This window comes from Salmonella sp. K21076 (genome assembly GCF_039650795.1).
Taxonomy (GTDB): Bacteria; Pseudomonadota; Gammaproteobacteria; order Enterobacterales; family Enterobacteriaceae; genus Salmonella; species Salmonella enterica.
Map to the genome: position 1 here is coordinate 81,781 of NZ_JBCLYA010000048.1, position 26,113 is coordinate 107,893.

21 protein-coding genes and 1 pseudogene are annotated in these 26,113 nt (G+C 52.3%); 15 read left to right on the top strand and 7 right to left on the bottom strand.

Annotated features, from left to right (window positions below):
* Positions 1 to 2: 2 nt before the first annotated feature.
* Positions 3 to 2,069, top strand: coding sequence for an SPI-4 type I secretion system protein SiiF (gene siiF, locus AAYN39_RS17040; RefSeq protein WP_000358570.1), 2,067 nt, complete (start codon positions 3 to 5; stop codon positions 2,067 to 2,069).
* Between the two features lie 278 nt (positions 2,070 to 2,347).
* Here siiF and AAYN39_RS17045 read toward each other — a convergent pair whose 3' ends face one another.
* Positions 2,348 to 2,629, bottom strand: coding sequence for a YjcB family protein (locus AAYN39_RS17045; protein WP_000719058.1), 282 nt, complete (start codon positions 2,627 to 2,629; stop codon positions 2,348 to 2,350).
* Positions 2,630 to 3,191: 562 nt separating this feature from the next.
* On the opposite strand from AAYN39_RS17045, the gene AAYN39_RS17050 reads away from it, so the two are divergent.
* The gene (locus AAYN39_RS17050; protein ID WP_000083646.1) at positions 3,192 to 4,793 is read left to right on the top strand and encodes an EAL domain-containing protein; all 1,602 of its coding nucleotides are present in this window, start codon (positions 3,192 to 3,194) and stop codon (positions 4,791 to 4,793) included.
* On the opposite strand, the gene soxS is transcribed toward AAYN39_RS17050, so the two are convergent.
* Positions 4,781 to 5,104: a superoxide response transcriptional regulator SoxS gene (gene soxS, locus AAYN39_RS17055; RefSeq protein ID WP_000019484.1), complete on the bottom strand. Its 324-nt coding sequence runs from the start codon at positions 5,102 to 5,104 to the stop codon at positions 4,781 to 4,783. The two genes, AAYN39_RS17050 and soxS, sit on opposite strands and share 13 nt — an antisense overlap.
* An 86-nt stretch (positions 5,105 to 5,190) precedes the next feature.
* Here soxS and soxR point away from each other — a divergent pair, with 86 nt between their 5' ends.
* The 4 genes from soxR to AAYN39_RS17075 all read left to right on the top strand — a co-directional run bounded on the left by soxR (position 5,191) and on the right by AAYN39_RS17075 (position 10,102).
* Entirely contained in the window at positions 5,191 to 5,649 is a 459-nt protein-coding gene (gene soxR, locus AAYN39_RS17060; protein WP_000412686.1) for a redox-sensitive transcriptional activator SoxR, read from the top strand.
* 292 nt (positions 5,650 to 5,941) lie between these two features.
* Positions 5,942 to 6,610, top strand: a complete 669-nt coding sequence (locus AAYN39_RS17065) for a glutathione S-transferase (RefSeq protein ID WP_000958574.1) — start codon at positions 5,942 to 5,944, stop codon at positions 6,608 to 6,610.
* A 346-nt stretch (positions 6,611 to 6,956) separates the two neighbouring features.
* Positions 6,957 to 8,306 carry a guanine/hypoxanthine transporter GhxP gene (gene ghxP / locus AAYN39_RS17070; protein ID WP_000106903.1) on the top strand — a complete coding sequence of 450 codons (1,350 nt, stop codon included), beginning with the start codon at positions 6,957 to 6,959 and terminating at the stop codon, positions 8,304 to 8,306.
* Positions 8,307 to 8,455: 149 nt separating this feature from the next.
* On the top strand, positions 8,456 to 10,102 hold the full coding sequence (locus tag AAYN39_RS17075) for a Na+/H+ antiporter (RefSeq protein ID WP_000402189.1): 1,647 nt from the start codon (positions 8,456 to 8,458) through the stop codon (positions 10,100 to 10,102).
* A gap of 94 nt (positions 10,103 to 10,196) precedes the next feature.
* On the opposite strand, the gene AAYN39_RS17080 is transcribed toward AAYN39_RS17075, so the two are convergent.
* Positions 10,197 to 11,084, bottom strand: coding sequence for a LysR family transcriptional regulator (locus tag AAYN39_RS17080; RefSeq protein ID WP_000354962.1), 888 nt, complete (start codon positions 11,082 to 11,084; stop codon positions 10,197 to 10,199).
* Between the two features lie 103 nt (positions 11,085 to 11,187).
* Between AAYN39_RS17080 and AAYN39_RS17085 the strand changes: the two genes are divergently transcribed.
* Positions 11,188 to 11,598 carry a CidA/LrgA family protein gene (locus AAYN39_RS17085; protein WP_000257347.1) on the top strand — a complete coding sequence of 137 codons (411 nt, stop codon included), beginning with the start codon at positions 11,188 to 11,190 and terminating at the stop codon, positions 11,596 to 11,598.
* Positions 11,591 to 12,280 carry an LrgB family protein gene (locus AAYN39_RS17090; RefSeq protein WP_001067098.1) on the top strand — a complete coding sequence of 230 codons (690 nt, stop codon included), beginning with the start codon at positions 11,591 to 11,593 and terminating at the stop codon, positions 12,278 to 12,280. Before AAYN39_RS17085 ends, AAYN39_RS17090 begins: the two co-directional genes overlap by 8 nt.
* A 38-nt stretch (positions 12,281 to 12,318) precedes the next feature.
* Here AAYN39_RS17090 and actP read toward each other — a convergent pair whose 3' ends face one another.
* The 3 genes from actP to acs all read right to left on the bottom strand — a co-directional run bounded on the left by actP (position 12,319) and on the right by acs (position 16,476).
* Complete coding sequence (gene actP / locus AAYN39_RS17095) at positions 12,319 to 13,968, bottom strand: cation/acetate symporter ActP (protein ID WP_000832531.1); 1,650 nt, start codon at positions 13,966 to 13,968, stop codon at positions 12,319 to 12,321.
* A complete protein-coding gene (locus tag AAYN39_RS17100) occupies positions 13,965 to 14,279 on the bottom strand; it encodes a DUF485 domain-containing protein (RefSeq protein ID WP_000999620.1) in 315 nt (104 codons plus the stop codon). The genes actP and AAYN39_RS17100 overlap by 4 nt, the downstream gene beginning before the upstream one ends.
* Positions 14,280 to 14,517: 238 nt before the next feature.
* Positions 14,518 to 16,476, bottom strand: a complete 1,959-nt coding sequence (gene acs, locus AAYN39_RS17105; protein ID WP_000083869.1) for an acetate--CoA ligase — start codon at positions 16,474 to 16,476, stop codon at positions 14,518 to 14,520.
* 431 nt (positions 16,477 to 16,907) lie between these two features.
* Here acs and nrfA point away from each other — a divergent pair, with 431 nt between their 5' ends.
* From nrfA to gltP, 7 genes and pseudogenes are all read left to right on the top strand, one after another.
* Entirely contained in the window at positions 16,908 to 18,344 is a 1,437-nt protein-coding gene (gene nrfA / locus AAYN39_RS17110) for an ammonia-forming nitrite reductase cytochrome c552 subunit (protein ID WP_000101783.1), read from the top strand.
* 111 nt (positions 18,345 to 18,455) lie between these two features.
* Positions 18,456 to 19,022, top strand: a complete 567-nt coding sequence (gene nrfB, locus AAYN39_RS17115) for a cytochrome c nitrite reductase pentaheme subunit (protein ID WP_000115063.1) — start codon at positions 18,456 to 18,458, stop codon at positions 19,020 to 19,022.
* Positions 19,019 to 19,690 carry a cytochrome c nitrite reductase Fe-S protein gene (gene nrfC / locus AAYN39_RS17120; protein WP_001278023.1) on the top strand — a complete coding sequence of 224 codons (672 nt, stop codon included), beginning with the start codon at positions 19,019 to 19,021 and terminating at the stop codon, positions 19,688 to 19,690. Before nrfB ends, nrfC begins: the two co-directional genes overlap by 4 nt.
* A complete protein-coding gene (gene nrfD, locus AAYN39_RS17125) occupies positions 19,687 to 20,643 on the top strand; it encodes a cytochrome c nitrite reductase subunit NrfD (RefSeq protein ID WP_000199631.1) in 957 nt (318 codons plus the stop codon). Before nrfC ends, nrfD begins: the two co-directional genes overlap by 4 nt.
* Positions 20,636 to 22,874, top strand: a pseudogene (gene nrfF / locus AAYN39_RS17130) (heme lyase NrfEFG subunit NrfF). The gene nrfD and the pseudogene nrfF overlap by 8 nt, the downstream one beginning before the upstream one ends.
* Entirely contained in the window at positions 22,871 to 23,491 is a 621-nt protein-coding gene (gene nrfG, locus AAYN39_RS17135; protein WP_000083247.1) for a heme lyase NrfEFG subunit NrfG, read from the top strand. Before nrfF ends, nrfG begins: the two are co-directional and overlap by 4 nt.
* A gap of 344 nt (positions 23,492 to 23,835) precedes the next feature.
* On the top strand, positions 23,836 to 25,146 hold the full coding sequence (gene gltP / locus AAYN39_RS17140; RefSeq protein WP_000793283.1) for a glutamate/aspartate:proton symporter GltP: 1,311 nt from the start codon (positions 23,836 to 23,838) through the stop codon (positions 25,144 to 25,146).
* 157 nt (positions 25,147 to 25,303) lie between these two features.
* Here gltP and yjcO read toward each other — a convergent pair whose 3' ends face one another.
* Positions 25,304 to 25,993 (bottom strand): Sel1 family TPR-like repeat protein YjcO, encoded by a 690-nt coding sequence (gene yjcO, locus AAYN39_RS17145; RefSeq protein WP_000803225.1) that lies wholly within the window; start codon positions 25,991 to 25,993, stop codon positions 25,304 to 25,306.
* Positions 25,994 to 26,113: the final 120 nt, after the last annotated feature.

Below are 26,113 nucleotides of genomic sequence, written 5' to 3' on the forward strand. Positions count from 1 at the left end.
TTATGGATAAAAAACTAGAACCTTATTATTTAAGTGCGGAAACGGCATTATCTATAGTGTCTAAAAAATTCAACATAAAAATTGACATCAAAGAGGATGATATAAATTTAAGATTTAAAAAGTACGACAGAAATAACACTGATGACTCTATACAAATGAAGAATTTCTTTTTGTCGTTAGGGCTTTCTCTACAGGATATATTATTTAATAATGGTGAGGATTTACTAAATGAGCCTATGCCGATTTTACTATTAACACCAGAAATGAAGTGGATGGTGTGTGTGAGCGGCGGGCAAAAAATAAAGTTGGTAAACGCGCGCGGTGAACTCTGTTATGTTGAAATTGAAGATGAATATTTAAAAGAGTTATCTGCATTTAGTATACTACCTTTAAATAAAGTTGTTGATAGTATAAGAGTAAAAAATATCATAAAAAACTCTTTATCGATGAACAAGATTTTTTATACTAAATACTTCTTTTCATCTCTTTTTATGGCAATTTTTGCGTTAACTATCCCAGTATTTAGTAATCTGTTCTATGATAAGCTTGTTCCAAGCGCTTCGGTTTCATCGTTATTTGGCGTGGCTATAATTGTTGCTGTATTTATTGTTTTTGAGTTTATCCTTCGTACTTCGAAAGATATTTATCAGTCTATCACAGCAAGGCAGGATGACGTCGATATTGATATCGCATTTCTTGAAGCGGTACTTTATAGTAAAAAGAAAAATGGCAGATCCATGTCATCAGCATTTGTGCTATGGAATGAGTTTCAGAAAATTAAACCCGTTTTATTAAACTCGATCTTTCAACGTATAGCCGATATTCCAATATTTATTATATTTCTCATTGTTATATATGTAAATTTAGGTCTGGTCGTTATTGTACCTGTTACCATGTTTATCGTCTCTATTATTATTTTCCTCGTTAACCACCATTATACTAATGAGTTAATGAACAAACAAAAAGAAGGACAGAAGAACAGGAATATTTTTATCTCAGAAGTTTTCTTATCTATTAAAATGATCCATACCTTAAATAATCAAGGTTTACTTTTTGATTGGGTCAACACATCAAATGAACAGTCGTATCTTAACCTGAAGATAAGGAAATTAAATCTTATCTATCAATCTATATTGGGGAGTATGTCATCTATTACCCAAATAACTATTATGGTAATAGCCTTTTTTATGGTAATCAAGGGTGATGTTACTACTGGCGCAATTGTTTCATCTGTCATTGTCTCTGGTCGTATTTCCGGGATCATTTCGAATTTTTCTTCTACATTAATCTCTATTTTATCAGCAGAAAAAACCGGTAAGGATCTGCTTTCTTTTTTTGATGAAGATCAGGCAGAAAAAACACCGGCATTACAGTCAATATCAAAGTGCAATGGCGATATCTCTATTCGGGGCGTGAGTTATCAGTATGATGCTCAATCTCCGATGATTATTAATCGACTGTCTATAGACATACCTGCGGGGCAGCGTGTCGCAGTGATAGGCGAATGCGGTGCAGGAAAAAGCTCATTACTGGGAATGCTATCTGGCTACCTTTCGCCAACAGACGGTGCCATTTTATATGATGGATATAACTTAGGACATTTATCGCAGAACTTTTTTTCTCAGCATTTAAGTGTGGTGACGACACATGATGTTTTATTCACCGGAACCATTGAAAGTAATTTCGCGTTAAAACCGCAAAACGACAGGGGACGAGTACTCAAGGCGCTTCATCTGGCGAACTGTGGTTTTATCTTGCAACATCCTATGGGGCTGAAGTTTCCGGTGAATTTTATGGCTAAAAACCTGTCATCCGGACAGCAGCAGCAGTTATTATTAGCACGTAGTCTGAGCAGTAACGCCAGCGTCTTTTTATGGGATGAACCAACATCAAATCTGGATGAGAATACCGAGAAGCAAATTTTTGATAACTTAGATGAGTTTATTCATGGGAAAACGTTGATCATGGTGACGCATCGTCGATACCTGATAAAGTATTTTGACCGGGTCCTGGTAATGAAAGGTGGAAAAATAATCCGTGATTGTTCTCCGGATAAATTATTAATGTAAAATAAGCCGCGCTTGTCGCTGTTATCAGGTGGTACTGCTTAATAAAAAAGACCCGTTGCACAAACGGGTCTTTTTTTGTCATTTAACGAGTCGGCAACGTCTTCAATAAGTTTAGCTCGATTCTGTTAGGGCTATTCCACTTGCCATTTTTGGATAACCACACCTGGCGGCCCTCATCAACGGCAATGCGAGGGACGTGATGGTTCGCAAGGCTACCCCTGGCGCGCGATTCCGCCTTGAGATAACCGGTGGGCGACTTCAGCGGCAGCGATAGCGTATCAGGTCAGCACCATCGGCCATTCTGGCGGGGTCTGGCTCATCGTTTCGACCATCACGGCTTCAATGTTATGCCAGATCGCAGCGAGATCCATCATGGTAATACCGAGTAAACCGGTGGCAAACCAGCAGGCGGATACCACGCCCAGACCGCTACTGATCACCGCCAGACCAATATAATCTGATTTACGGAAACGGATATTGAGCGTGCTGGCTAAAAACATGAGCACGGCGCTCAACAGTTGCCAGCGGAGAAGAACGACACCAGTGGTTATGGCAGCCATGAAACATTTCCTCTGAATAGACCTTTGTCCAGGACAGCACGGCGTTGTTCCCGGGAAACGTGGGACATTCTGGCTATCAACGGACGTCACATCAACATCGAATGAAACATTGTTTCTGTTTCATTGTTTTTGTGAACTATATCACAAAAACAGGCTTATTCGCCAGATCGGCAATGTATTTTTTGTGCGTTTTATAACCTTATTTTTTGTGTGACTTCTGCGCGTCCGTAGAGAAACTGCCGGAAAGCAAAGATGTATTATTACTACTCTTTTATTTTTTTTCGTGAAATTCAGACCTGATAAAAATATCAAGTTATTTATCAAAAGAAAGGAGTAAAGATGTATACCCCATCGTTTACTTGAGTATAAATCTGATATTATCAAAAATATTTAGTGTCCTGCCTGGTATGCGAAAGAGATTGCGCGTAGTTATTAATGGTAAATGTTGATCGGTAAAAGTCTGTTGCTAATATTGATAAATTCATGCACCGTAAACCTCCGTTTGGTTCACGTCTTATTTTGCCAATAATAGTCACAAATAATGCAGGGAAATAGGCTGAAAATGAGTCAAAGCACACGACGCAAGGTGTTGAGATTTCTCGGAACGATCATTGTGGTATTACTTCCTGTATTGCTGGCGATCTGGTTTGCTCATATCCGGGCAGTCTCTGAAACCAGAAATCAGTTACATTCATTTGCGCAGTTGGTATTAGATAAAACGGAGCGGGTTATCCTGCAAGCAGATTTAGCCCGCGATGCCGCTGAACAATATCAGGGGCAAGCCTGTACGCCAGCCCATCAACAGCGAATGCTGAATATTATCCGCGGTCGTTTGTACATTAATGAGTTGATTTATGCTAAGGGCCAGCGTTTTCTATGCTCTACGGTTATGACGCCAACAAGTCCTTATTTTATTCCCCGCGCTGACTATAAACGAAAGCCTGACATCGCTATTTATTACTATCGTGATACGCCTTTTTTCAACGGTTATAAAATGACATATATGCAGCGGGGAAACTATGTCGCGGTTATCAATCCCTTATCTTATAGCGAGGTGATGTCAGACGATCCGGCGTTGGCCTGGGGAATGTATGATACGGTGACCAACACCTTTTTCTCCCTGAGTGAACAGGCGCAGGCTGATCAGCTATTACCTTTGGTACAACGGAGTGAACCTGTGTTCCAACAGGGTGAGCGTTTCTATGCTCTGGTTAAATCAGCAAAACGACCGGTTGCCGCGATTGTTTCAACCTCAAAGCAACGCTTTTACCAGAACCTCTTTCATCAGCTTACGTTAACGCTACCGTTAGGGATCATCTGTAGCATTATCGTCTTATTTATGTGGTCACGATCCCGGCAGGCATATTACTCACCGCGTCGATTGCTGCAACGGGCCATTACCAGGCACCAGCTTTGCCTTCATTATCAGCCGATCATTGATATCCGAAACGGGACATGTGTAGGTGCCGAAGCGCTATTGCGTTGGCCGGGTTATCACGGTCCGGTGATGAGCCCGTGCGAATTTATTCCTCTGGCGGAAAAAGAGGGGATGATTGAGCAGATCACCGATTATGTCGTCGAAGAGGTATTTAATGATTTAGGTGGTTTTCTGGCCGCGCACCCGCATCTTTATGTCTCTATCAATCTCTCTGCCGCCGATTTTCTCTCTTCCCGACTAATTGTGATGATTCATGAAAAAACGCGTCAGCATTCAGTGCTTGCGCAACAGATAAAGGTTGAAGTGACCGAGCGCGGATTTATTGATGTGCCGAAAATGACGCCGATTATTCAGGCGTTTCGCCAGGCGGGATACGAGGTAGCAATTGATGACTTTGGTACCGGCTATTCGAACTTGCATAACCTGTACTCATTAAATGTCGACCTTTTAAAAATTGATAAATCTTTTGTCGATACGCTAACCACTAATAGCGCCAGCCATTTGATTGTGGAACATATTATTGAAATGGCGCAAAGTTTGCGGCTAAAAATCATTGCTGAGGGGGTTGAAACGGCTGAACAGGTTAGCTGGTTGCTAAAACGCGGCGTGCAGTATTGTCAGGGATGGCACTTTGCGAAGGCGTTACCGCCGCAGGAATTCATCGTCTGGCTACAACAAACGCCCGCGCCTCTGACGATACGCGGGCAGACGCCCTACAGGCGGTGACGGTAATCGCTGGGAGTGCGATCGAACTCGCGGCGGAATACACGCGAGAAGGTTTGCTGCGATACATAGCCCAGGTCCATCGCGATATCAAAAATCGGGCGCTCGGTCGTTCGTAGCTCAACGGCCGCTAACAGGAGACGGCGCTGGCGAATATACTCGCCTAATGTTTGATGCGTTACCGTACGAAACATCCGCTGCAAATACCACTTGGAGTAACCCGATTTTTTTGCCACCACATCAATGTTTAGCGGTTGGTTGATATGTTCATCAATCCATTCGATAAGGGTCTGAATTATCTGCTGATGCGACATATTGTTGCCTCTTAAACAGTATTCGATTCGTCGTTTTGTCTGCGGGCGAGTATAATTCCTCAAGTTAACTTGAGGTAAAGCGATTTATGGAAAAAAAATCTCCCCGTTTAAAAGCCTTACTGACGCCGGGGGAAGTTGCGAAACGTAGCGGTGTTGCTGTGTCCGCCCTGCACTTCTATGAAAGCAAAGGGCTAATTACCAGTATCCGTAATAGCGGTAACCAACGGCGATACAAGCGTGACGTGTTGCGTTATGTCGCGATTATCAAGATTGCCCAGCGTATCGGCATCCCGCTGGCAACTATCGGCGACGCGTTTGGTATCTTGCCGGAAGGGCATACGTTAAGCGCGAAAGAGTGGAAGCAGCTCTCCTCGCAGTGGCGCGAAGAGTTAGACCGACGTATTCATACGCTGGTGGCGTTGCGCGATGAGCTGGACGGTTGTATCGGCTGCGGCTGTTTATCGCGTAGCGACTGTCCGCTGCGGAATCCAGGCGACAGGCTTGGCGAACACGGGACGGGCGCCCGGCTGCTTGAAGATGATTAACATGCACTCGGCCATCGGGCTGAGCTCACCTAAAACTAAAGCGCCGCTAAGGGCGCTTTAGTTTGTTTCCGGTCTTTGTCTTTCGCTCTATCCCGCTGATTACAGGAGGGTTTCCCCCGACGTCAACACCTCTCATATTGAGCACGTGGTGGAGGTTCCGGTTTGTGTTGATACTGTAAGTGTAAGCGACGACGCCCTGTTCGCCAGCGAAATGCTGATTTTTTAGCCGAAATTTTTACGGCAACTGCCATAATTTTCTATAGTTAGTTGGCATACCTTACAGGAGACAGCCATGCTGACGGTGCACCATTTAAATCAGTCTCGTTCGCAGCGCATCCTCTGGGCGCTGGAAGAGCTGGCGTTGCCTTACCAGATTGTGCGTTACCAGCGTGAAAAGACCATGCTGGCGCCGCCGGCATTGAAAAAAGTGCATCCGCTGGGCAAGTCTCCGGTTATCGAAGATCACGGTATGGTTATTGCGGAATCGGGCGCCATCCTGGAATATTTGCAGGACACTTACGACAATATCGGACGCTTTAAGCCTGCGGATGCGCAGAGAAAACAACACTATCGATTCTGGCTACATTACGCTGAAGGTTCGCTCATGCCCTTGCTATTGATGAGACTGCTCTTTACCTCTCTGGGTAAACCGCCGGTACCATTGGGCCTGCGAACGTTGGGCGGCGTGATCGGTAAGGGCGCGCAAAAAGCGTACCTCAATCCGCAACTGGAAACCCATGCGCGCTTTATTGACGGGCATCTGGCAAATCACCCCTGGTTTGCCGGAGAGCAGTTAAGTATGGCGGATATCCAGATGAGCTTCCCGCTATTTGCGCTGCTTGCCCGAGGCGGAATCGCTCATCTCGACCATATCAACGCATGGAAAGCGCGGGTAGAAATGCGTCCAGCCTGGCAGCGAGCGATTCAGCAGGGCGGTCCGTTTACCATTCCCGGCGGATAATGGCGTTTTTGTGAGCAGATTGCGCAACGTATTTGCTAACAGCGATGCGAAAAATTGTTGCTGGATTGCGCAGGGACGATAACGTTTGCGCATCGTCTGGCTATTTATTGAGCATACTAAGCAGAAAAGCATAAAAAGCGGCAAAGTTCAGTTGAAAAAGCGTTGATGATCGCTGGATAATCGTTTGCTTTTTTTTGCCACCCGTTTTGTATACGTGGAGCTAAACGTTTGCTTTTTTGCGGCGCCCCGGCTGTCGTAAATGTAGCACAAGGAGATAACGTTGCGCTGTTAGTGGATTACCTCCCACGTATACCGACGAATAATAAATTCTCAGGGGATGTTTTCTATGTCTACGCCTTCAGCGCGTACCGGCGGTTCACTCGACGCCTGGTTTAAAATTTCACAACGCGGGAGCACCGTTCGCCAGGAAGTCGTTGCTGGCTTAACCACGTTTCTCGCGATGGTTTACTCCGTCATCGTGGTGCCAGGGATGCTGGGTAAAGCCGGGTTCCCGCCTGCCGCCGTCTTTGTAGCGACCTGCCTGGTCGCAGGCGTCGGCTCTATTGTTATGGGGCTATGGGCGAATCTGCCGCTGGCTATCGGTTGCGCTATCTCGTTGACGGCGTTTACCGCGTTTAGCCTGGTCCTGGGGCAGCATATTAGCGTCCCGGTCGCGCTTGGCGCCGTATTCCTGATGGGCGTACTGTTTACCATTATCTCCGCTACCGGCATTCGTAGCTGGATTTTGCGTAACTTGCCGCAGGGCGTGGCCCACGGAACCGGTATCGGTATTGGCCTGTTTTTGTTGCTGATTGCCGCCAACGGCGTCGGCCTGGTCATTAAAAACCCGCTGGATGGCCTGCCGGTCGCGCTGGGCGATTTCGATACCTTCCCGGTGATTATGTCGCTTGTGGGTCTGGCTGTTATTCTCGGTCTGGAAAAGCTGAAAGTCCCCGGCGGCATTCTGTTGACCATTATTGGCATTTCTATTGTGGGTTTGCTCTTCGATCCTAACGTCCATTTTTCCGGCATTTTCGCCATGCCTTCGTTGAGCGATGAAAACGGCAACTCGCTGATCGGCAGCCTGGATATTATGGGCGCGTTAAACCCTGTCGTTCTGCCAAGCGTGCTGGCGCTGGTGATGACGGCGGTGTTTGATGCGACCGGCACGATTCGTGCGGTCGCAGGGCAGGCTAATCTGCTGGACAGAGACGGACAAATTATCGATGGCGGCAAAGCGCTAACCACCGACTCACTGAGTAGCGTTTTCTCCGGCCTGGTCGGGGCGGCGCCAGCCGCGGTGTATATCGAGTCTGCGGCCGGTACGGCGGCGGGTGGTAAAACGGGCCTGACGGCGATTACCGTGGGCGTGCTGTTTTTGCTGATCTTGTTTCTTTCGCCGCTCTCTTATCTCGTTCCCGTCTACGCAACCGCCCCGGCGCTCATGTATGTCGGTCTGCTGATGCTGAGTAACGTGGCGAAAATCGATTTTGCTGATTTCGTCGATGCGATGGCGGGGCTGGTAACGGCTGTATTTATTGTACTGACCTGTAACATCGTCACCGGGATTATGATCGGCTTTGCCACGCTGGTCGTCGGGCGTCTGGTTTCTGGTGAATGGCGTAAGCTGAATATCGGAACTGTCGTCATTGCGGTCGCGCTGGTCGCTTTTTATGCCGGCGGCTGGGCTATCTAGTTCTGCCTTCATTCTGAAAAATGGGCGGCGTTGGTCGCCCGTTTTCATTTTCAGGACACATCACGTTACCTTTTGCGTTAATCTGAAGAAGGTGAAACCGAGGCATGATGCCTTTCTCCATCATAAAAAACATCGCAAACAGGGAACGCATGGAAATTTTCTTCACAATACTCATCATGACCCTTGTGGTCTCGCTGTCGGGGGTATTTACGCGTGTATTACCCTTCCAGCTTCCTTTACCCCTTATGCAGATCGCCATTGGCGCGCTGTTGGCGTGGCCGACGTTTGGTTTGCATGTGGAATTCGACCCGGAACTCTTCCTGGTGCTGTTTATTCCGCCGCTGCTGTTTGCGGATGGCTGGAAAACGCCGACCCGTGAATTTCTTGAGCATGGACGAGAGATTTTCGGGCTGGCGCTGGCGCTGGTCCTGGTAACGGTTGTGGGAATCGGCTTCCTGATTTATTGGCTGGTGCCCGGCATTCCGCTGATCCCCGCATTTGCGCTGGCCGCCGTGCTGTCGCCGACCGATGCGGTAGCGCTCTCCGGAATTGTGGGCGAGGGGCGTATCCCGAAAAAAATCATGGGCATTCTGCAGGGAGAGGCGTTAATGAACGACGCCTCCGGTCTGGTATCGCTGAAATTCGCCGTCGCGGTGGCGATGGGGACGATGGTCTTTACCGTCGGCGGCGCGACGCTGGAATTTTTTAAGGTCGCTATCGGCGGTATTCTGGCGGGTTTTGTAGTCAGTTGGCTGTATGGCCGCTCGCTGCGTTTTTTGAGCCGCTGGGGCGGCGATGAGCCCGCGACGCAAATCGTCCTGCTGTTTCTGCTGCCCTTCGCGTCTTACCTGATTGCCGAACATATTGGCGTCTCAGGCATCCTGGCCGCGGTTGCCGCCGGGATGACCATCACCCGTTCTGGCGTAATGCGCCGCGCGCCGCTGGCAATGCGTTTGCGCGCGAACAGTACCTGGGCGATGCTGGAATTTGTCTTTAACGGTATGGTCTTTCTGCTGTTGGGACTGCAATTGCCAGGGATTCTGGAATCTTCGCTGGCGGCGGCGGAAGCTGACCCGAATGTCGAAACCTGGATGCTCTTTACCGATATCGTGCTGATTTATGCGGCATTGATGCTGGTTCGCTTCGGCTGGCTGTGGACCATGAAAAAGTTCAGCCTGCGCTTTTTGAAGAAGAAACCGATGGAGTTCGCCAGCTGGACGTCGCGTGAAATTCTGATTGCTTCCTTCGCTGGCGTTCGTGGGGCGATCACCCTGGCTGGTGTGCTCTCTATACCGTTACTTTTGCCGGATGGCAGCGGATTTCCGGCGCGTTATGAACTGGTATTCCTGGCGGCTGGCGTCATTCTGTTCTCGTTGTTTGTCGGCGTGATCATGCTGCCGCTGCTGTTGCAACATCTGGAAGTCGCCGATCATGCGCAACAGTTGAAAGAGGAGCGTATCGCCCGCGCGGCGACGGCGGAAGTGGCGATTGTTGCCATTCAGAAAATGGAAGAGCGTCTGGCGGCGGATACCGAAGAAAACATCGATAATCAGTTGCTTACTGAAGTAAGCTCGCGTGTCATTGGTAACTTGCGTCGCCGTGCCGATGGGCGAAACGATGTCGAAAGCTCCATACAGGAAGAAAACCTGGAGCGACGTTTCCGTCTGGCGGCGCTGCGTTCCGAACGCGCCGAGTTGTATCATCTGCGCGCCACGCGAGAAATCAGCAATGAAACATTGCAAAAGCTGCTGCACGACCTGGATTTGATGGAAGCTCTACTGATAGAAAATCAGTAGTCCTTGTGGCCCGGTGGCGCCATGCTTATCGGGCCTACAAGTAGGCCCGGTAAGGTGCTTGCGCCGCCATCCGGCAAGGGTTTTAACCCATGGCTTACGGTTGTTTCAGCCAAAACCCTTCGCAACAGGTTAACCATGCCCGGGCGCTGTGCGACAGATACACGCCCTCGCGCCAAATCATGCCCAACTGCCAGCGGAGATCACTTTCCAGCGGTAGCCAGCGCAGCGTGGCCTTATCCAGACGCTGACAAATCGGCTCCGGCAAAATGGCGATGCCGACGCCCGCTTGCACCATGGCGGCGAGAAAATCCCATTGCCCGCTGCGCACGGCAATCCGTGGTTTTACGTCATGCTGGCTAAATAAGGTCATCAACTGGCGGCTCAGGGCAAAGTCTTCGTTATAGATAAGAAGAGGATGCTCCGCCAGAGCTTCAGGCGCGATGGAGTCGCAGGTTGTCCACTGACCGGAACGGGGAACCAGCACGCACAGCGGATGGCTGAACAGCGATAATGTCGTCAGCCCGCTCGCTTCTTCCACCGGGAGCGCGGTCATCGCAACATCCAGCTCGCCATTCATTACCGCCTGCTGTACCGTCAGGCCGCCAAACTCCGAAATTTTGAGTTCAACGCCAGGGTAGCGTTGTCGAAACAAACTGATTGGCCCAGCCATCAACATGCCGACCATCGGGGGAATACCCAGCCGCAGCACGCCCTTATTGAGATGGTTAATATCGCTCAACTCGGCCTCTAACTGGCGAAACTCAGCGAGGATCGCCAGACCGCGTTCAAACACCACGCGTCCGGTATCGGTCAGCAATAACTTACGTCCGTCGCGGATCAGTAGCGTACAGTTAAGCTCATCTTCAAGATTTTTCAGCATCTTGCTAATGGTGGGCTGGGTGACAAATAACTTCTCCGCTGCGCGGGTGAAACTTTGCTGGCGCACCACCTCGACAAAATAACGCAGCGTTCTGATATCCATGATTATTCCTTCCGACTATGCCTGCAATGATTTTAATTCATTTCTGCCCGTGACGGAGGTTCTCTATACTGGCGCTCCGTATTATTTTTCAGGACATTCCCTCATGGCTGTGGCGATAAGCCGCGTTACGCCTGCCGTTGTGCAACGACTCCAGGTACCGGTTCAGGTACTGCTCTATGCAGGTTTATTCATTTTTTCCCAATATCTTGTCTCCTGGCTGCACCTGCCGTTGCCCGCGAATCTGGTCGGCATGGTACTTATGTTGGCGCTGATCGTTTGCCGGATTATTCCGCTTAGCTGGGTACGCGCAGGCGCACGCTGGCTGCTGGCGGAGATGCTGTTATTCTTTGTTCCCGCCGTCGTGGCGGTAGTGAACTATGCCCATCTGTTACTGGTGGACGGCTGGCGCATTTTCTCGGTGATAGCGATCAGTACCTTAATGGTACTCGGCGCGACGGCGTGGGTGGTGGATAAAGTGTATCGCTATGAGATGAGCAGGCTAAACCGTGAATAACGTTCAGTTAAGCGTACTGTGCCTGGTGATTACGCTGGGAATTTACTTCGCCAATAAGCGTCTGTATCGCCGTTTTCGCAAATTGCCGTTGATGCCATTAGTGTTGACGCCGGCACTGCTGGTGTTAATGCTGGTGTTCGGTCATATCTCCTGGCAAAACTATATTAGCGAATCGCACTGGCTATTGTGGCTGCTCGGCCCGGCGACCATTGCCTTTGCGGTGCCGGTGTACGATAACCTCGCGATTATCAAACGTCACTGGATGTCGCTCACCGCGGGTGTAGTGACGGCGACGGTGGTGGCGGTCACCAGTTCCGTTTGGCTGGCGCGTCTGTTCACGTTATCGGATGAGATTCAGCGTAGTCTGGCGGTACGTTCCGTTACTACGCCGTTTGCGCTGGCGGCGGCAGAACCCCTGGGCGGGCAGCCGGATCTGGTGGCGCTGTTCGTGGTCGTCACTGGCGTGTTTGGCATGGCGGTCGGCGACGCGCTATTTTTGCGTCTCTCTATCCGGGAAGGCATGGCAAAAGGGGCAGGATTCGGCGCGGCGTCACATGGGGCAGGCACGGCGCGTTCCTATGAACTTGGTCAGCAGGAGGGCGTCGTCGCCAGTCTGGTAATGATGCTGTCCGGCGTGGTGATGGTGCTGGCAGCCCCGCTGGTGGCGAGGGTGATGTTCTGATTTTCCTCCGACCCACAGGGCCGGAGGAAACGGTAAGATTAATGCGCACGCCCTTGTTGTACGCCGAATCCCGTTTGGGAGCGGATAAACTGAGCGCGGAACTGCTCACGTTCACGGTTGCCTTCTGCCGAGTTATCGGTGGCCGAGAAGAACCAGATCCCCAGGAACGCCACGCTGATAGAGAACAGCGCCGGATACTCATACGGGAAGATCGCTTTTTCGTGGCCGAGGATCTGCACCCAAATGGTAGGGCCAAGAATCATCAGCACCACCGCTGTCAGTAAACCTAACCAGCCGCCCAGCATAGCGCCGCGCGTGGTCAGTTTTGACCAGTACATGGAAAGCAGAATGATGGGGAAGTTGCAGCTCGCGGCGATAGCAAATGCCAGGCCCACCATAAAGGCGATGTTCTGATTTTCAAACAGGACGCCGAGGATAATGGCGATCACGTCCAGCACCAGGACGGTGATTTTCGACACCTTCAGCTCTTCACGTTCGGTTGCGCCTTTGCGGAACACGTTGGCGTACAAGTCATGCGACACCGCCGATGCGCCCGCCAGCGTCAGACCTGCGACCACCGCCAGAATGGTGGCAAACGCCACTGCCGAAATAAAGCCGAGGAACAGGTTGCCGCCTACCGCGTTGGCCAGATGCACCGCCGCCATGTTATTGCCGCCAATCAGCGCGCCTGCGGCATCTTTATAGGCGGGATTCGCCCCCACCAGCATGATAGCGCCGAAGCCGATAATAAAGGTCAGAATGTAGAAATAGCCCATAAAACCGGTGGCGTAGAACACGCTCTTGCGCGCTTCGCGGGCATCGCTGACCGTAAAGAAACGCATCAGAATATGCGGCAAACCGGCGGTGCCGAATATCAGTCCCAGACCCAACGACAATGCCGAAATCGGATCTTGCACCAATCCTCCTGGGCTCATAATCGCCGTGCCTTTCGGGTGTACCGCCATGGCTTCGGTAAACAGATTATTGAAGCTAAAGCCGACGTGTTTCATCACCATAAAGGCCATAAAACTGGCGCCAAACAGCAACAGGACGGCTTTGATAATTTGCACCCACGTTGTCGCCAGCATCCCGCCGAACAGCACGTACATCATCATCAGCACGCCGACCAGCACTACGGCGATGTGATAGTTGAGGCCGAACAGCAGTTCAATCAGTTTACCGGCGCCGACCATTTGGGCGATGAGATAAAGCGCCACCACTACCAGGGAGCCACAGGCCGAAAGAATACGGATTGGCCCCTGTTTCAGGCGATAAGAGGCAACGTCAGCAAAAGTATAACGTCCCAGATTACGCAGGCGCTCGGCAATCAAAAACAGGATAATTGGCCAGCCGACAAGGAAGCCCAGCGAATAGATCAGCCCGTCATAACCGGAGGTAAACACCAGCGCGGAAATGCCGAGAAATGACGCGGCGGACATATAGTCGCCGGCAATCGCCAGCCCGTTCTGGAACCCGGTGATATTGCCGCCAGCCGTGTAGTAGTCGCTACGGGAACGTACGCGTTTAGAGGCCCAGTAGGTAATACCGAGCGTAAACACGACGAAAATCAAAAACATGATAATCGCCTGCCAGTTGGTGGGCTGGCGTTCAACCGCGCCGCTAATGGCATCCGCCGCATGAGCGGCGAAGGGGAGTGCGGCGGCGAGCGCCGTCAGAACTCTCTTCATAATGCTTTCACCTCATGCAGTACGGCGTTATTAAGACGATCGAATTCGCCATTCGCCCGCCAGATATAAATTCCGGTCAACACAAAAGAAATCACAATCACCCCGACGCCAATGGGAATTCCTCGGGTGACGCTGGTTCCCGCATGTAGAGGCGTGCCCAGCCAGCCAGGCGCGAAGGCGATCAGTAAAATAAAGCTGATATAAACCGCCAGCATGATAACCGACAGAATCGTGGCAAACCGTTGCCGTTTTTCAACTAATTCCCTGAAACGCGCACTGTCTTCTATCCGCTGATAAATTTGGTCATTCATCACAGAGCTCTCCAGAGGTCCCCCTGCGTCTTTCGCGCTACAGGCGCGCTGGCCGCACTCGCGCGCCCCAGCCACATAGTGAACTATGCTGCTGAGGGTGTGCTCGCTTGCCGCCTTCCTGTAACACGAAATCCTTTGGGGGAGGGTTTTTATATTTCCCTCTCCCGGTTTGAGAGAGGGCAGGGGTAGGGTCGTAGGCCGGATAAAACGCGTTCGCGTTGCCATCCGGCATTTATGGTTATGACGGCATCGCGATGGCCTGCTTCTCTTCGAGCAGTTTCTCCACCACGCCAGGATCGGCGAGAGTCGAGGTATCGCCCAGATTGCTGGTATCGCCCGCCGCGATTTTGCGCAAAATGCGGCGCATAATTTTGCCGGAACGGGTTTTTGGCAGTGAGTCGGTCCAGTGCAGCACGTCCGGCGTCGCCAGTGGGCCAATCTCTTTACGTACCCAGTTGCGCACCTCCGCGTACAGTTCTGGCGACGGCTCCTCGCCGTGGTTGAGCGTCACATAAGCGTAAATCGCCTGGCCTTTGATAGCGTGTGGAATACCCACCACCGCCGCTTCGGCGATCTTCGGATGCGCCACCAGCGCTGACTCGATTTCCGCCGTACCCAGACGGTGGCCGGAGACGTTTAACACGTCATCCACGCGACCGGTGATCCAGTAATAGCCGTCCTCATCGCGACGCGCGCCGTCGCCGCTGAAATACATATTCTTAAAGGTAGAGAAATAGGTCTGCTCAAAACGTTCATGATCGCCGAACAGAGTGCGCGCCTGGCCCGGCCAGGAATCGGTGATGACCAGATTGCCTTCCGTCGCGCCTTCTTGCGGATGGCCTTCGTTATCCACCAGCGCAGGCTGTACGCCAAAGAAAGGACGGGTGGCGGAACCGGCTTTCAGTTCGATAGCGCCTGGTAGCGGCGTGATCATAAAACCGCCTGTTTCAGTCTGCCACCAGGTGTCGACGACCGGACATTTTTCCTTGCCGATCTTCTTCCAGTACCATTCCCACGCTTCGGGATTGATCGGCTCGCCGACGGAACCCAGAATGCGTAGTGAAGAACGGTCGGTGCCTTCAATGGCTTTATCGCCTTCCGCCATCAGCGCGCGGATGGCCGTCGGGGCGGTATAGAGAATGTTGACCTGGTGTTTGTCGACCACCTGGCACATGCGAGCGGGCGTTGGCCAATTCGGCACGCCTTCAAACATTAAGGTGGTCGCGCCGCAGGCCAGCGGGCCATACAACAGATAGCTGTGCCCCGTCACCCAACCCACATCGGCGGTACACCAGTAAATATCGCCAGGGTGATAATCAAAGACATACTTAAAGGTGGTCGCGGCGTAGACCAGATAGCCGCCGGTGGTGTGCAGCACGCCTTTCGGCTTGCCGGTGGAGCCGGAGGTATAAAGGATAAACAGCGGATCTTCGGCATTCATCGCTTCAGGCTGGTGCTCAGGGCTGGCTTTTTCAATCAAATCGCGCCACCACAGGTCGCGGCCTTCTTGCCAGTCAATGTCGTTGCCGGTGCGCTTCAGGACGATCACATGCTCAACGCTAGTGACATTCGGGTTTTTCAGCGCGTCATCGACATTCTTTTTCAGCGGGATACTGCGTCCGGCACGTACACCTTCGTCAGCGGTGATCACCAGCCGCGAGCTGGAGTCGATAATGCGTCCGGCGATGGCTTCCGGCGAGAAGCCCCCGAAGATCACCGAATGCACCGCACCGATGCGGGCGCAGGCCAACATTGCCACCGCCGCTTCCGGCACCATCGGCATATAAATCGCTACCACATCGCCTTTTTTAATGCCCAGATCCAGCAGTGTATTCGCGAAACGGCAGACATCGCGATGCAGTTCGCGATAAGAGATATGTTTACTCTGCGACGCGTCATCGCCTTCCCAGATAATGGCGGTGCGATCGCCATTTTCCTGCAAATGGCGGTCAAGACAGTTCGCCGCCAGATTCAGCGTGCCGTCCTCGTACCATTTAATCGACACATTGCCTGGCGCAAAGGAGGTGTTTTTCACTTTTTGGTACGGCGTGATCCAATCGAGAATTTTTCCCTGTTCGCCCCAAAACGTATCGGGGTCGTTAATAGACTGTTTATATTTAGTCTCATACTGCTCTGGATTTATCAGGCAACGATCCGCAATGTTGGCGGGAATGGCGTGTTTATGTGTTTGGCTCATGCTGTTGTTCTCCTTGTAGGATGTTAATAATATGTCGCATAAACGTTAAATGTAGGGTCTTAATAAGTTTTGTTTAGTATTTGGGCGACAGATCACGCAAAAAGGGAGCTGTGCAAATAAGCAGCAATCTATTTTTTGATTGTGTCCCGCAAAATTAGATAAATTTTCGGGATAACATGACGTTATATGAAATTTTTTAAAAAAGTGATCCGTGTCCGGAAATCAGAAAAGAGAGGGAGTTTTGTCCAGGTTACTAACTCTAAAGTGGTATTTTACATACACTTACAATTGATTAAAGACAACATTTTGAGTGTGGTTATTTGTTACACATAGAGGAGATCAATGTAATAACAGTATTTGTGCGGTTGCTGTTATGGAAAACGATAAAAAATCGCCATTAAAGATAATGGCGCAATCTGGATGAGACCTCTATGGCAAGGAAAACACTACGCGCACGCCGTTTCTTCAGCCTTATATTTCCTTTTTTCTTCATTACCTCTGTTTACGCTGAGCAAACGCCTGTATCCGCAAAAACCGTTACTGTTGAAGCGAAAAATGAAACGTTCGCGCCTCAACACCCCGACCAATATCAGTCATGGAAAGCGACGTCAGAACAGTCTGCCCGTGAAGATGCGCTGGCGGAAGACCCTCGTCTGGTGATCCTGTGGGCGGGCTATCCCTTCTCCCGTGATTACAACAAACCACGCGGCCACGCGTATGCGGTAACCGACGTGCGCGAAACGCTGCGTACCGGCGCGCCAAAAACGGCGGAAGACGGCCCGCTGCCGATGGCCTGCTGGAGCTGTAAAAGCCCCGATGTCGCGCGCCTTATCCAACAAGAAGGCGAAGACGGCTACTTCCATGGCAAATGGGCGCGCGGCGGCCCGGAAATTGTCAACGATTTGGGCTGTGCCGACTGTCATAACACCGCGTCGGACGATTTCGCCCAGGGGAAGCCAGCGATAACGTTGTCGCGCCCCTATGCCGAACGGGCGATGGAGGCTATCGGCAAACCGTTTGATAAAGCGGGACGATTTGATCAGCAATCGATGGTCTGCGGCCAGTGCCACGTGGAGTACTACTTCGACGGTAAGAACAAAGCCGTTAAGTTCCCGTGGGATGAGGGCATGAAGGTCGAAAATATGGAGCAATACTACGACGCCATCGCCTTCTCTGACTGGACTAACTCGCTGTCGAAAACCCCAATGCTCAAAGCGCAGCACCCGGAATATGAAACCTGGAGCGCGGGCATTCACGGTAAGAACAACGTGACCTGTATCGACTGCCACATGCCGAAAGTACAGAACGCCGAAGGCAAGCTCTACACCGACCATAAAATCGGCAACCCGTTCGACAATTTCGCGCAAACCTGCGCCAACTGCCACACCCAGGACAAAGCGTCCCTGCAAAAAGTGGTCGCCGAGCGTAAACAGGCGATTCATGACCTGAAAATCAAGGTTGAAGATCAGCTGGTACATGCGCACTTCGAAGCGAAAGCCGCATGGGATGCGGGGGCGACAGACGCGGAAATGAAACCGATTCTGAACGATATTCGCCACGCGCAGTGGCGTTGGGATCTGGCGATTGCGTCACACGGTATTCATATGCATGCCCCGGAAGAAGGTCTACGGATGTTAGGCAGTGCGATGGATAAAGCCGCGGATGCCCGAACTAAACTGGCGCGACTGCTGGCGACCAAAGGCATTACCCATGAAATTCCGCTGCCGGATATTTCGACGAAAGAGAAGGCGCAGAAAGCGATTGGTTTGAATATGCAACAAATCAACGCGGAGAAGCAGGACTTCCTGAAAACGGTCGTACCGCAGTGGGAAGATCAGGCGCGTAAAAACGGTCTGTTAAGCCAATAACCTCACATGTGACAAATTTGCCGGATGACAGCGCAAGCGCTTTATCCGGCCTACAGAAGTCTTGTAGGCCTTAAAGCTGCGCGCCATCAGGCATTATGTAATGGAGTGAATATGAGCGTATTACGTTCGTTATTAACTGCTGGGGTGCTGGCATCAGGCCTGTTCTGGAGCCTGAGTGGAATTACTGCCACGCCAACGCCGCAGGAGTCGGATCAACGCTGGACGGTCACCCAGCAGCGTAATCCGGATGCTGCCTGTCTGGACTGTCACAAGCCGGACACCGAAGGTATGCACGGTAAACATACGGGCGCTATCAACCCGAACAATAAATTGCCGATAACCTGTACCAACTGCCACGGTCAACCGTCGCTTCACCACCGTGAAGGGGTGAAAGATGTGATGCGTTTTAACGACCCGATGTATACGGTAGAGCAGCAGAACAGCGTCTGTATGTCCTGCCACTTGCCTGAACAACTGCAAAAAGCGTTCTGGCCGCACGATGTTCATGTTACTAAAGTGACCTGCGCCAGTTGCCATTCCCTGCATCCGCAGCAAGACACGATGCAGACGCTAAACGAGAAAGGGCGGATCAAAATATGCGTGGATTGCCACAGCGATCAGCGTACTAACCCGCACTTTAACCCGGCGTCCGTTCCGTTGCTTAAGGAGCAGCCATGAGTTGCACCCGACGTCAATTTATTACCCGCGTCGGCGCGCTGGCGGCGGTCAGTGGGATGGCAGGACGCGTTGTAGCGAACACGTTGAATATTAACGGCGTGCGTTATGGCATGGTACACGATGAGTCATTATGCATCGGCTGCACGGCCTGCATGGATGCCTGTCGGGAAGTCAACAACGTGCCGGAAGGCGTATCGCGCCTGACGATTATTCGCAGCGAGCCGCAGGGGACGTTTCCTGATGTGAAATATCGCTTCTTCCGCCACTCGTGCCAGCATTGCGACCATGCCCCCTGCGTTGACGTCTGCCCGACCGGCGCATCATTCCGCGATGCCGCCAGTGGTATTGTCGACGTGAACCCGGACCTTTGCGTCGGCTGTCAGTACTGCATTGCCGCGTGTCCCTACCGCGTGCGCTTTATCCATCCGGTCAGTAAGACGGCGGATAAGTGCGATTTCTGCCGGAAAACTAACCTGAAAGCGGGCAAACAGCCCGCCTGCGTTGAGTCATGTCTAACGAAGGCGCTGACGTTTGGTAATCTGGACGATCCCAACAGCGATATCTCCCGTTTGTTGCGGCAGAAAACCACCTATCGTTACAAGCTGGCGCTGGGCACAAAACCGAAGGTCTACCGCGTTCCCTTTAACTATGGGGAGGTGAGCCAATGACATCCGCTTCTGCATTTCATTTTGCATCACTGGTGTGGGACTGGCCCATCGCCATCTATCTGTTCCTGATTGGCATCTCCGCCGGACTGGTTACGTTGGCGATTCTGCTACGCCGCTTCCATCCGGAGGCGGGCGGTTCGGACAGCACGCTGCTGCGCACTACGCTGGTGTTAGGGCCGGGGGCGATTATTCTTGGTCTGCTGATTCTGGTCTTCCACCTGACGCGCCCGTGGACCTTCTGGAAGCTGATGTTTCACTACAGCTTTACCTCGGTGATGTCGATGGGGGTGATGCTGTTCCAGCTTTACATGGTGGTCCTGATACTGTGGCTGGCGAAAATCTTTGAAAAAGAGGTGATTGCCCTGCAGCAACGTTGGCTGCCGCGGTTAGAGATCGTGCAGAAAGTGTTGACGCTGATCGCGCCGTTCCACCGTGCGCTGGAGACGTTAATGCTGGTGCTGGCGGTTCTGCTCGGCGCGTACACCGGCTTTCTGCTGTCGGCGCTGAAATCCTATCCGTTCCTGAATAACCCGATCCTGCCGGTACTATTCCTGTTCTCCGGGATTTCCTCCGGCGCGGCGGTGGCGCTGATCGCCATGGCGTTACGCCATCGTAGCAACCCGCACAGCACGGAAGCGCGCTTTGTGCATCGCATGGAGGTTCCGGTGGTATGGCTGGAAATTTTCCTGCTGGCGGCGTTCTTCGTCGGTCTGGCGCTGGGCGATGACGGCAAAATGCGGGCGCTGGCGGCGGCGCTGGGCGGCGGATTCTGGAGCTGGTGGTTCTGGCTTGGCGTCGTAGGGCTGGGATTGATTATCCCGATGCTGCTAAAACCCTGGGCCAACCGCAGCGTCACGTTTCACGGCGTGCTGGCCGTTTGCGGCGCCAGTTTGACCGGCGTGCTGCTGCTGCGCTTTTTCATTCTTTATGCGGGACAGCTAACGGTTGCATAATCTGGACATCTTCCTTCCTGAAGCCGGATTTCTGGCGCTGTTGTTGAGTCTCGGGGTCAACGTGTTAACCCCGCTGGCGACGTGGTGCGGGATGGCGCAGCATTGGCGTGGCGTCATGCGCCTGACGACCTGCGGCGCGTGGACGGCGTTCACGCTGCTGCTACTGGCGTTTGCGATTCTGTTTAGCTGTTTTCTGACCAGCGATTTTTCGGTCGTTTATGTTGCGCAGCATAGCCATAGTCAGTTGTCATGGGGACTGAAACTGGCGGCGGTATGGGGCGGTCATGAAGGCTCGCTCCTGCTGTGGGCGCTGCTTCTTTCGGGGTGGACGGTGCTATTCGCCTGGCGCTCCCGGCATGAATCTGACGCGCTTTTTCCGCTGACCCTGAGCATCTTGTCCCTCATTATGGCTTCGCTGCTGCTATTTATTGTGCTGTGGTCCGATCCGTTCCTGCGTATTTTCCCTCCCGCCATGGAAGGGCGCGACCTTAATCCCATGCTGCAACATCTGGGGCTGATCTTACATCCGCCGCTGCTCTATCTGGGTTATGGCGGCCTGATGACCGCGGCGAGCGTAGCGCTGGCCTCGCTACTGTGCGGCGGCTTTAACGCGGCAACCGCCTGGGTGTGCTGGCGCTGGGCGTTACTCGGCTGGTGCGCTCTGACGCTGGGGATCATTCTCGGATCGTGGTGGGCGTATTGCGAACTGGGCTGGGGCGGCTGGTGGTTCTGGGACCCGGTGGAAAATGCCTCATTGTTGCCGTGGCTTGCCGCCAGCGCGTTGCTGCACAGTCTGTATGTCAGCCGCCAGCGCGGGAGCTTCCGCCACTGGTCGTTGCTGCTGGCGATACTGACGCTGATCCTCTCGTTGCTGGGAACGCTGATTGTGCGTTCCGGCATTCTGCTCTCCGTCCATGCTTTTGCGTTAGATAATGTGCGCGCGGTGCCGCTGTTTATCCTTTTTGCCGCGTTAAGTCTGGCATCGCTTGCTCTGTACGGCTGGCGGGCACGGGAGCCGTATCCGGCGACGCGTTTGGGCGGCGGAAAGTGCGAAACGCTCATTCTGGCGACGCTGCTGCTCTTTAGCGCCGTCTTGTTGATCGTGCTGGTCGGGACGCTCTACCCCATGATTTATGGTTTGATGGGCTGGGGAAGGCTTTCGGTGGGCGCGCCCTATTTTAATCGCGTCACGCTGCCGTTTGGCCTGCTGATGCTGGTGGTTATCGTGCTTGCGACAATCAGAAGCCGCAAAGTCTCTGTGCATCGTCAGCTTCCGGCGTTGCTGGCGCATACGGGCGTATTTATCTTCGCCGCCGGGATCATGGTTTCCAGCGGCAGTCGGCATGAAATCAGCCTTAACCTCAGCCCGGGGCAGCAGGTGGTACTGGCGGGCTATACCTTTCGTTTCGAGCGTCTGGATCTGGAAGCCAAAGGCAACTACACCAGTGAAAAAGCGCGGATCACGTTGTGGCGGAATGAAAAACGCATTGGCAGCCTGCAGCCTGAAAGGCGCTTCTATGCCGCGCGTCGTCAACAGATGATGGAGCCGGGGATTCACTGGAACCTGCTACATGACTGGTACGCGGTGATGGGCGAAAAAACCGGAGCGGACCGTTACGCCATGCGCTTATACGTGCAGACCGGCGTGCGCTGGATCTGGGGAGGGGGATTGTTGATGGTGTGTGGCGCGCTGCTGAGCGGATGGCGGGGGAGGAAGCGTGATGCGTAAATTACTCACAGCGTTGCCGGATGGCGGCGTAAGCGCCTTATCCGGCCTACAGGATGCGCAAACCGTAGGCCGGATTAGCGTAGCGCCATCCGGCAGAAAGTTTTTACTCTTAACGATCGTCCTGTTTTTAATCACATTCGCCACCCACGCCCAGGTGGTGGATACCTGGCGCTTTGACAATCCACAACAGCAGGAAAAAGCGCTGTCTATTGCCGGTCAACTGCGCTGTCCGCAGTGTCAGAACCAGAATTTGCTGGAATCCAATGCGCCCGTGGCGGTCAGTATGCGCCATCAGGTTTACAGCATGGTGGCCGAAGGTAAAAGCGAAGCGGAAATCACCGCCTGGATGACCGACCGTTATGGTGATTTCGTGCGCTACAACCCGCCGTTGAATGAGCAAACGCTGCTGTTGTGGGCGCTGCCGTGCCTGCTGTTATTGTTGGTGGGCGTGGTGGTCTGGCGGGTGAGAAAGCGTCAGCACGCAGAAGAGGGGGAACAATGAGCCAGTCTGAGCACTCCACTGTGCCGTTACGTCCCATGCCCGTAAAGCGTCTGACGGCTGCGGCGGTGTTGATGGTGGCTGTCTGTATCGGCGGCTATATGTTGACGCCGAAATGGCAGGCTGTGCGTAGCGAGCAACAGCGTCTGGCCGATCCGCTACGTGACTTTACGAACCCGCAAACGCCAGAGGCGCAGCTTTCCAGGCTGCAAGAAAAAATCCGCGCCAATCCGCAGGATAGCGAGCAATGGGCGCGGCTGGGCGAGTATTATCTCTATCGCAATGCGTATGACAATGCGCTGCTGGCATATCGTCAGGCGTTGCGTCTGCGAGGCGATAACGCGCAGCTTTTCGCCGCGCTGGCAACGGTGCTGTATTACCAGTCCGGGCAACATATGACGCCTGCGACGCGTGAAATGATTAATAAAGCGTTAGCGCTGGATGCGACAGAAGTGACCGCGCAGATGCTGCTGGCGGCGGATGCGTTTATGCAGGCGGATTATGCGCAAGCCGTGTCGCTGTGGCAAACCTTACTGGATGCAAACTCGCCGCGAGTGAACCGCGCGCAGCTGGTAGAGGCCATTAATTTGGCTAAATTGTTACAAAATCGGCAGAAATAATTTTTTCTTTTTTGTGACTTTTGTCATGTGTGCTGTTTAAAAAAACGGCGAATGCGCCACAGGTAAAAATTAATTACCTCAGAATATTATTCGATTTTGACGAAGTAAAAAACTTTCCATAACAAATAGTTATTCATCATTAACACCATAAACTCGCGTTATTATGCATAAAAACAGCCAAAAGCCCTGTTATGAAAGGGTTGCGCAAGACGCTATGCAAATGATACTGATTATGCGCGTTAAAAAACTCTACAAACCAACGCAACACAAATCATACCCTTCCAGTATGTATTGCTCTCATGCTTTCGGCGGAGAGCAACGCTTCATCGAGGAAGTCTGTTGTTATGAAAAATTTGAAAGTCAGCCTGGCCTGGCAAATTTTGCTGGCTATGGTGCTGGGCATTCTGCTGGGCAGCTATCTGCATTATCACAGTGACAGCCGTGAATGGCTGATTGCCAATCTGCTGTCGCCTGCTGGCGATATCTTTATCCATCTGATTAAAATGATCGTCGTGCCAATCGTGATCTCGACTCTGATTGTCGGCATCGCCGGCGTTGGCGATGCAAAACAGCTAGGCCGTATCGGCGCCAAAACCATTCTCTATTTTGAACTGATCACCACGGTGGCGATTATCCTCGGCATTACGCTGGCGAATGTCTTTCAGCCAGGCTCAGGCATTGATATGTCGCAACTGGCGACCGTCGATATTTCGAAATACCAGAACACCACGGCGGAAGTACAAAGTCATGCACATGGGCTGATGGGGACGATACTGTCGCTGGTGCCGACCAATATCATCGCATCGATGGCCAAAGGGGATATGCTGCCAATTATCTTTTTCTCGGTCCTGTTTGGGCTGGGGTTGTCATCCCTGCCGGCAACGCACCGCGAACCGCTGGTGACGGTATTTCGTTCCATCTCTGAAACCATGTTTAAAGTCACCCATATGGTGATGCGCTATGCGCCAGTGGGCGTTTTTGTGCTGATCGCCGTCACGGTAGCGAATTTTGGTTTCGCGTCGCTGTGGCCGCTGGCGAAACTGGTGCTGCTGGTACACTTTGCCATTATCTTCTTTGCGCTGGTGGTGCTGGGCATCGTGGCGCGCCTGTGCGGGTTAAGTATCTGGATTCTGATTCGCATTCTGAAAGATGAATTGATTCTGGCGTACTCGACCGCCAGCTCCGAGAGCGTGCTACCGCGCATTATCGAGAAGATGGAAGCTTACGGCGCGCCAGCCTCTATCACCAGTTTCGTGGTGCCGACCGGTTACTCATTTAACCTCGACGGCTCCACGTTATACCAGAGCATCGCCGCCATTTTTATCGCGCAGCTATACGGTATCGACCTGTCGCTGTGGCAGGAAATTGTACTGGTGCTGACGCTGATGGTGACGTCGAAAGGGATTGCCGGCGTGCCTGGCGTTTCCTTCGTGGTGTTACTGGCGACGCTGGGCAGCGTGGGCATTCCGCTGGAAGGGCTGGCGTTTATCGCCGGTGTCGACCGTATCCTCGACATGGCGCGTACTGCGCTAAATGTGGTGGGGAATGCGCTGGCGGTGCTGGTTATCGCCAAGTGGGAACACAAGTTTGACCGTAAAAAAGCGCTGGCCTATGAGCGCGACGTACTGGGCAAATTTGATAAGACCGCCCAATAACGGATTGCCGGATGGCGCTTTGCTTATCCGGCCTACAGAGAAAGAGAATGTAGGCCGGATAAGGCGTTCACGCCGCCATCCGACAACCGGCTCCGGGTTGCCTGATGGCGCTACGCTTATCAGGCCTACAACGACTACGTTCATCAGGCAATAAACATCAGCCATTTGTTAGCGTTTCGAACTCTTCGCAACCGGTATCAAACCCTTCCAGACAGCTTAGATTCAACCAATGCAACGCCTTCTGCTTGTTCTTTTCAATAAAGCCCGGTTCACCGTTTAAAAACATCATTCCCGCCCAGTATTCTGAATAGCCGGTACGGGAAATAGCGGAACTGCGTTTGAAATACCAGGCGGCTTTTTCATCATCGGCGGCAATGCCCACGCCGTTGGCGTAAATCAGGCCAAGCAACATTTGCGCATCCACCGCGGAGTCGTTATCCAGATCTTCAGAGGCCTTTTGCAGCAGCGAGATGGCTTTTGGGTAGTCCGGACGCCCGGCCTGGGTGTTGACCAGGATCCGCGCCAGCGTAATTTCTCCCGCTTTACTGCCCGCGTTAGCCGCCTTTTCAGCCAGCTTTTTCGCGTCGGGATAATCCAGGCTTACCGGATTAGTGATTTTGATTTGCGCCAGTAGCGCGCAGGCGTCGGCGTCGCCATTGTCGGCGGCTTTTTGCGCCCAGTATTCAGCTTTGTTCAAATCGCCATAGCTCAACCAACTGTCGGCCAGAAAATATTGCGCGCGTCTGTCACCTGCCTCTGCTGCCTGCAAATACTGGCTACCCGGCTCAGGATCTGCGGCATGGGCAAAGAATGTCATAAACAACATCAATGCAATAAGTGGTTTCATTTTGAATTTTATTTAGGGTACGGAAAAGACAGTATAAAGAGATCGTATGGATAAAAAAACAGCCTCCGGGCGGAGGCTGTTATAGGGAAAATGCCTGATGGCGATGCTAATGCATATTAT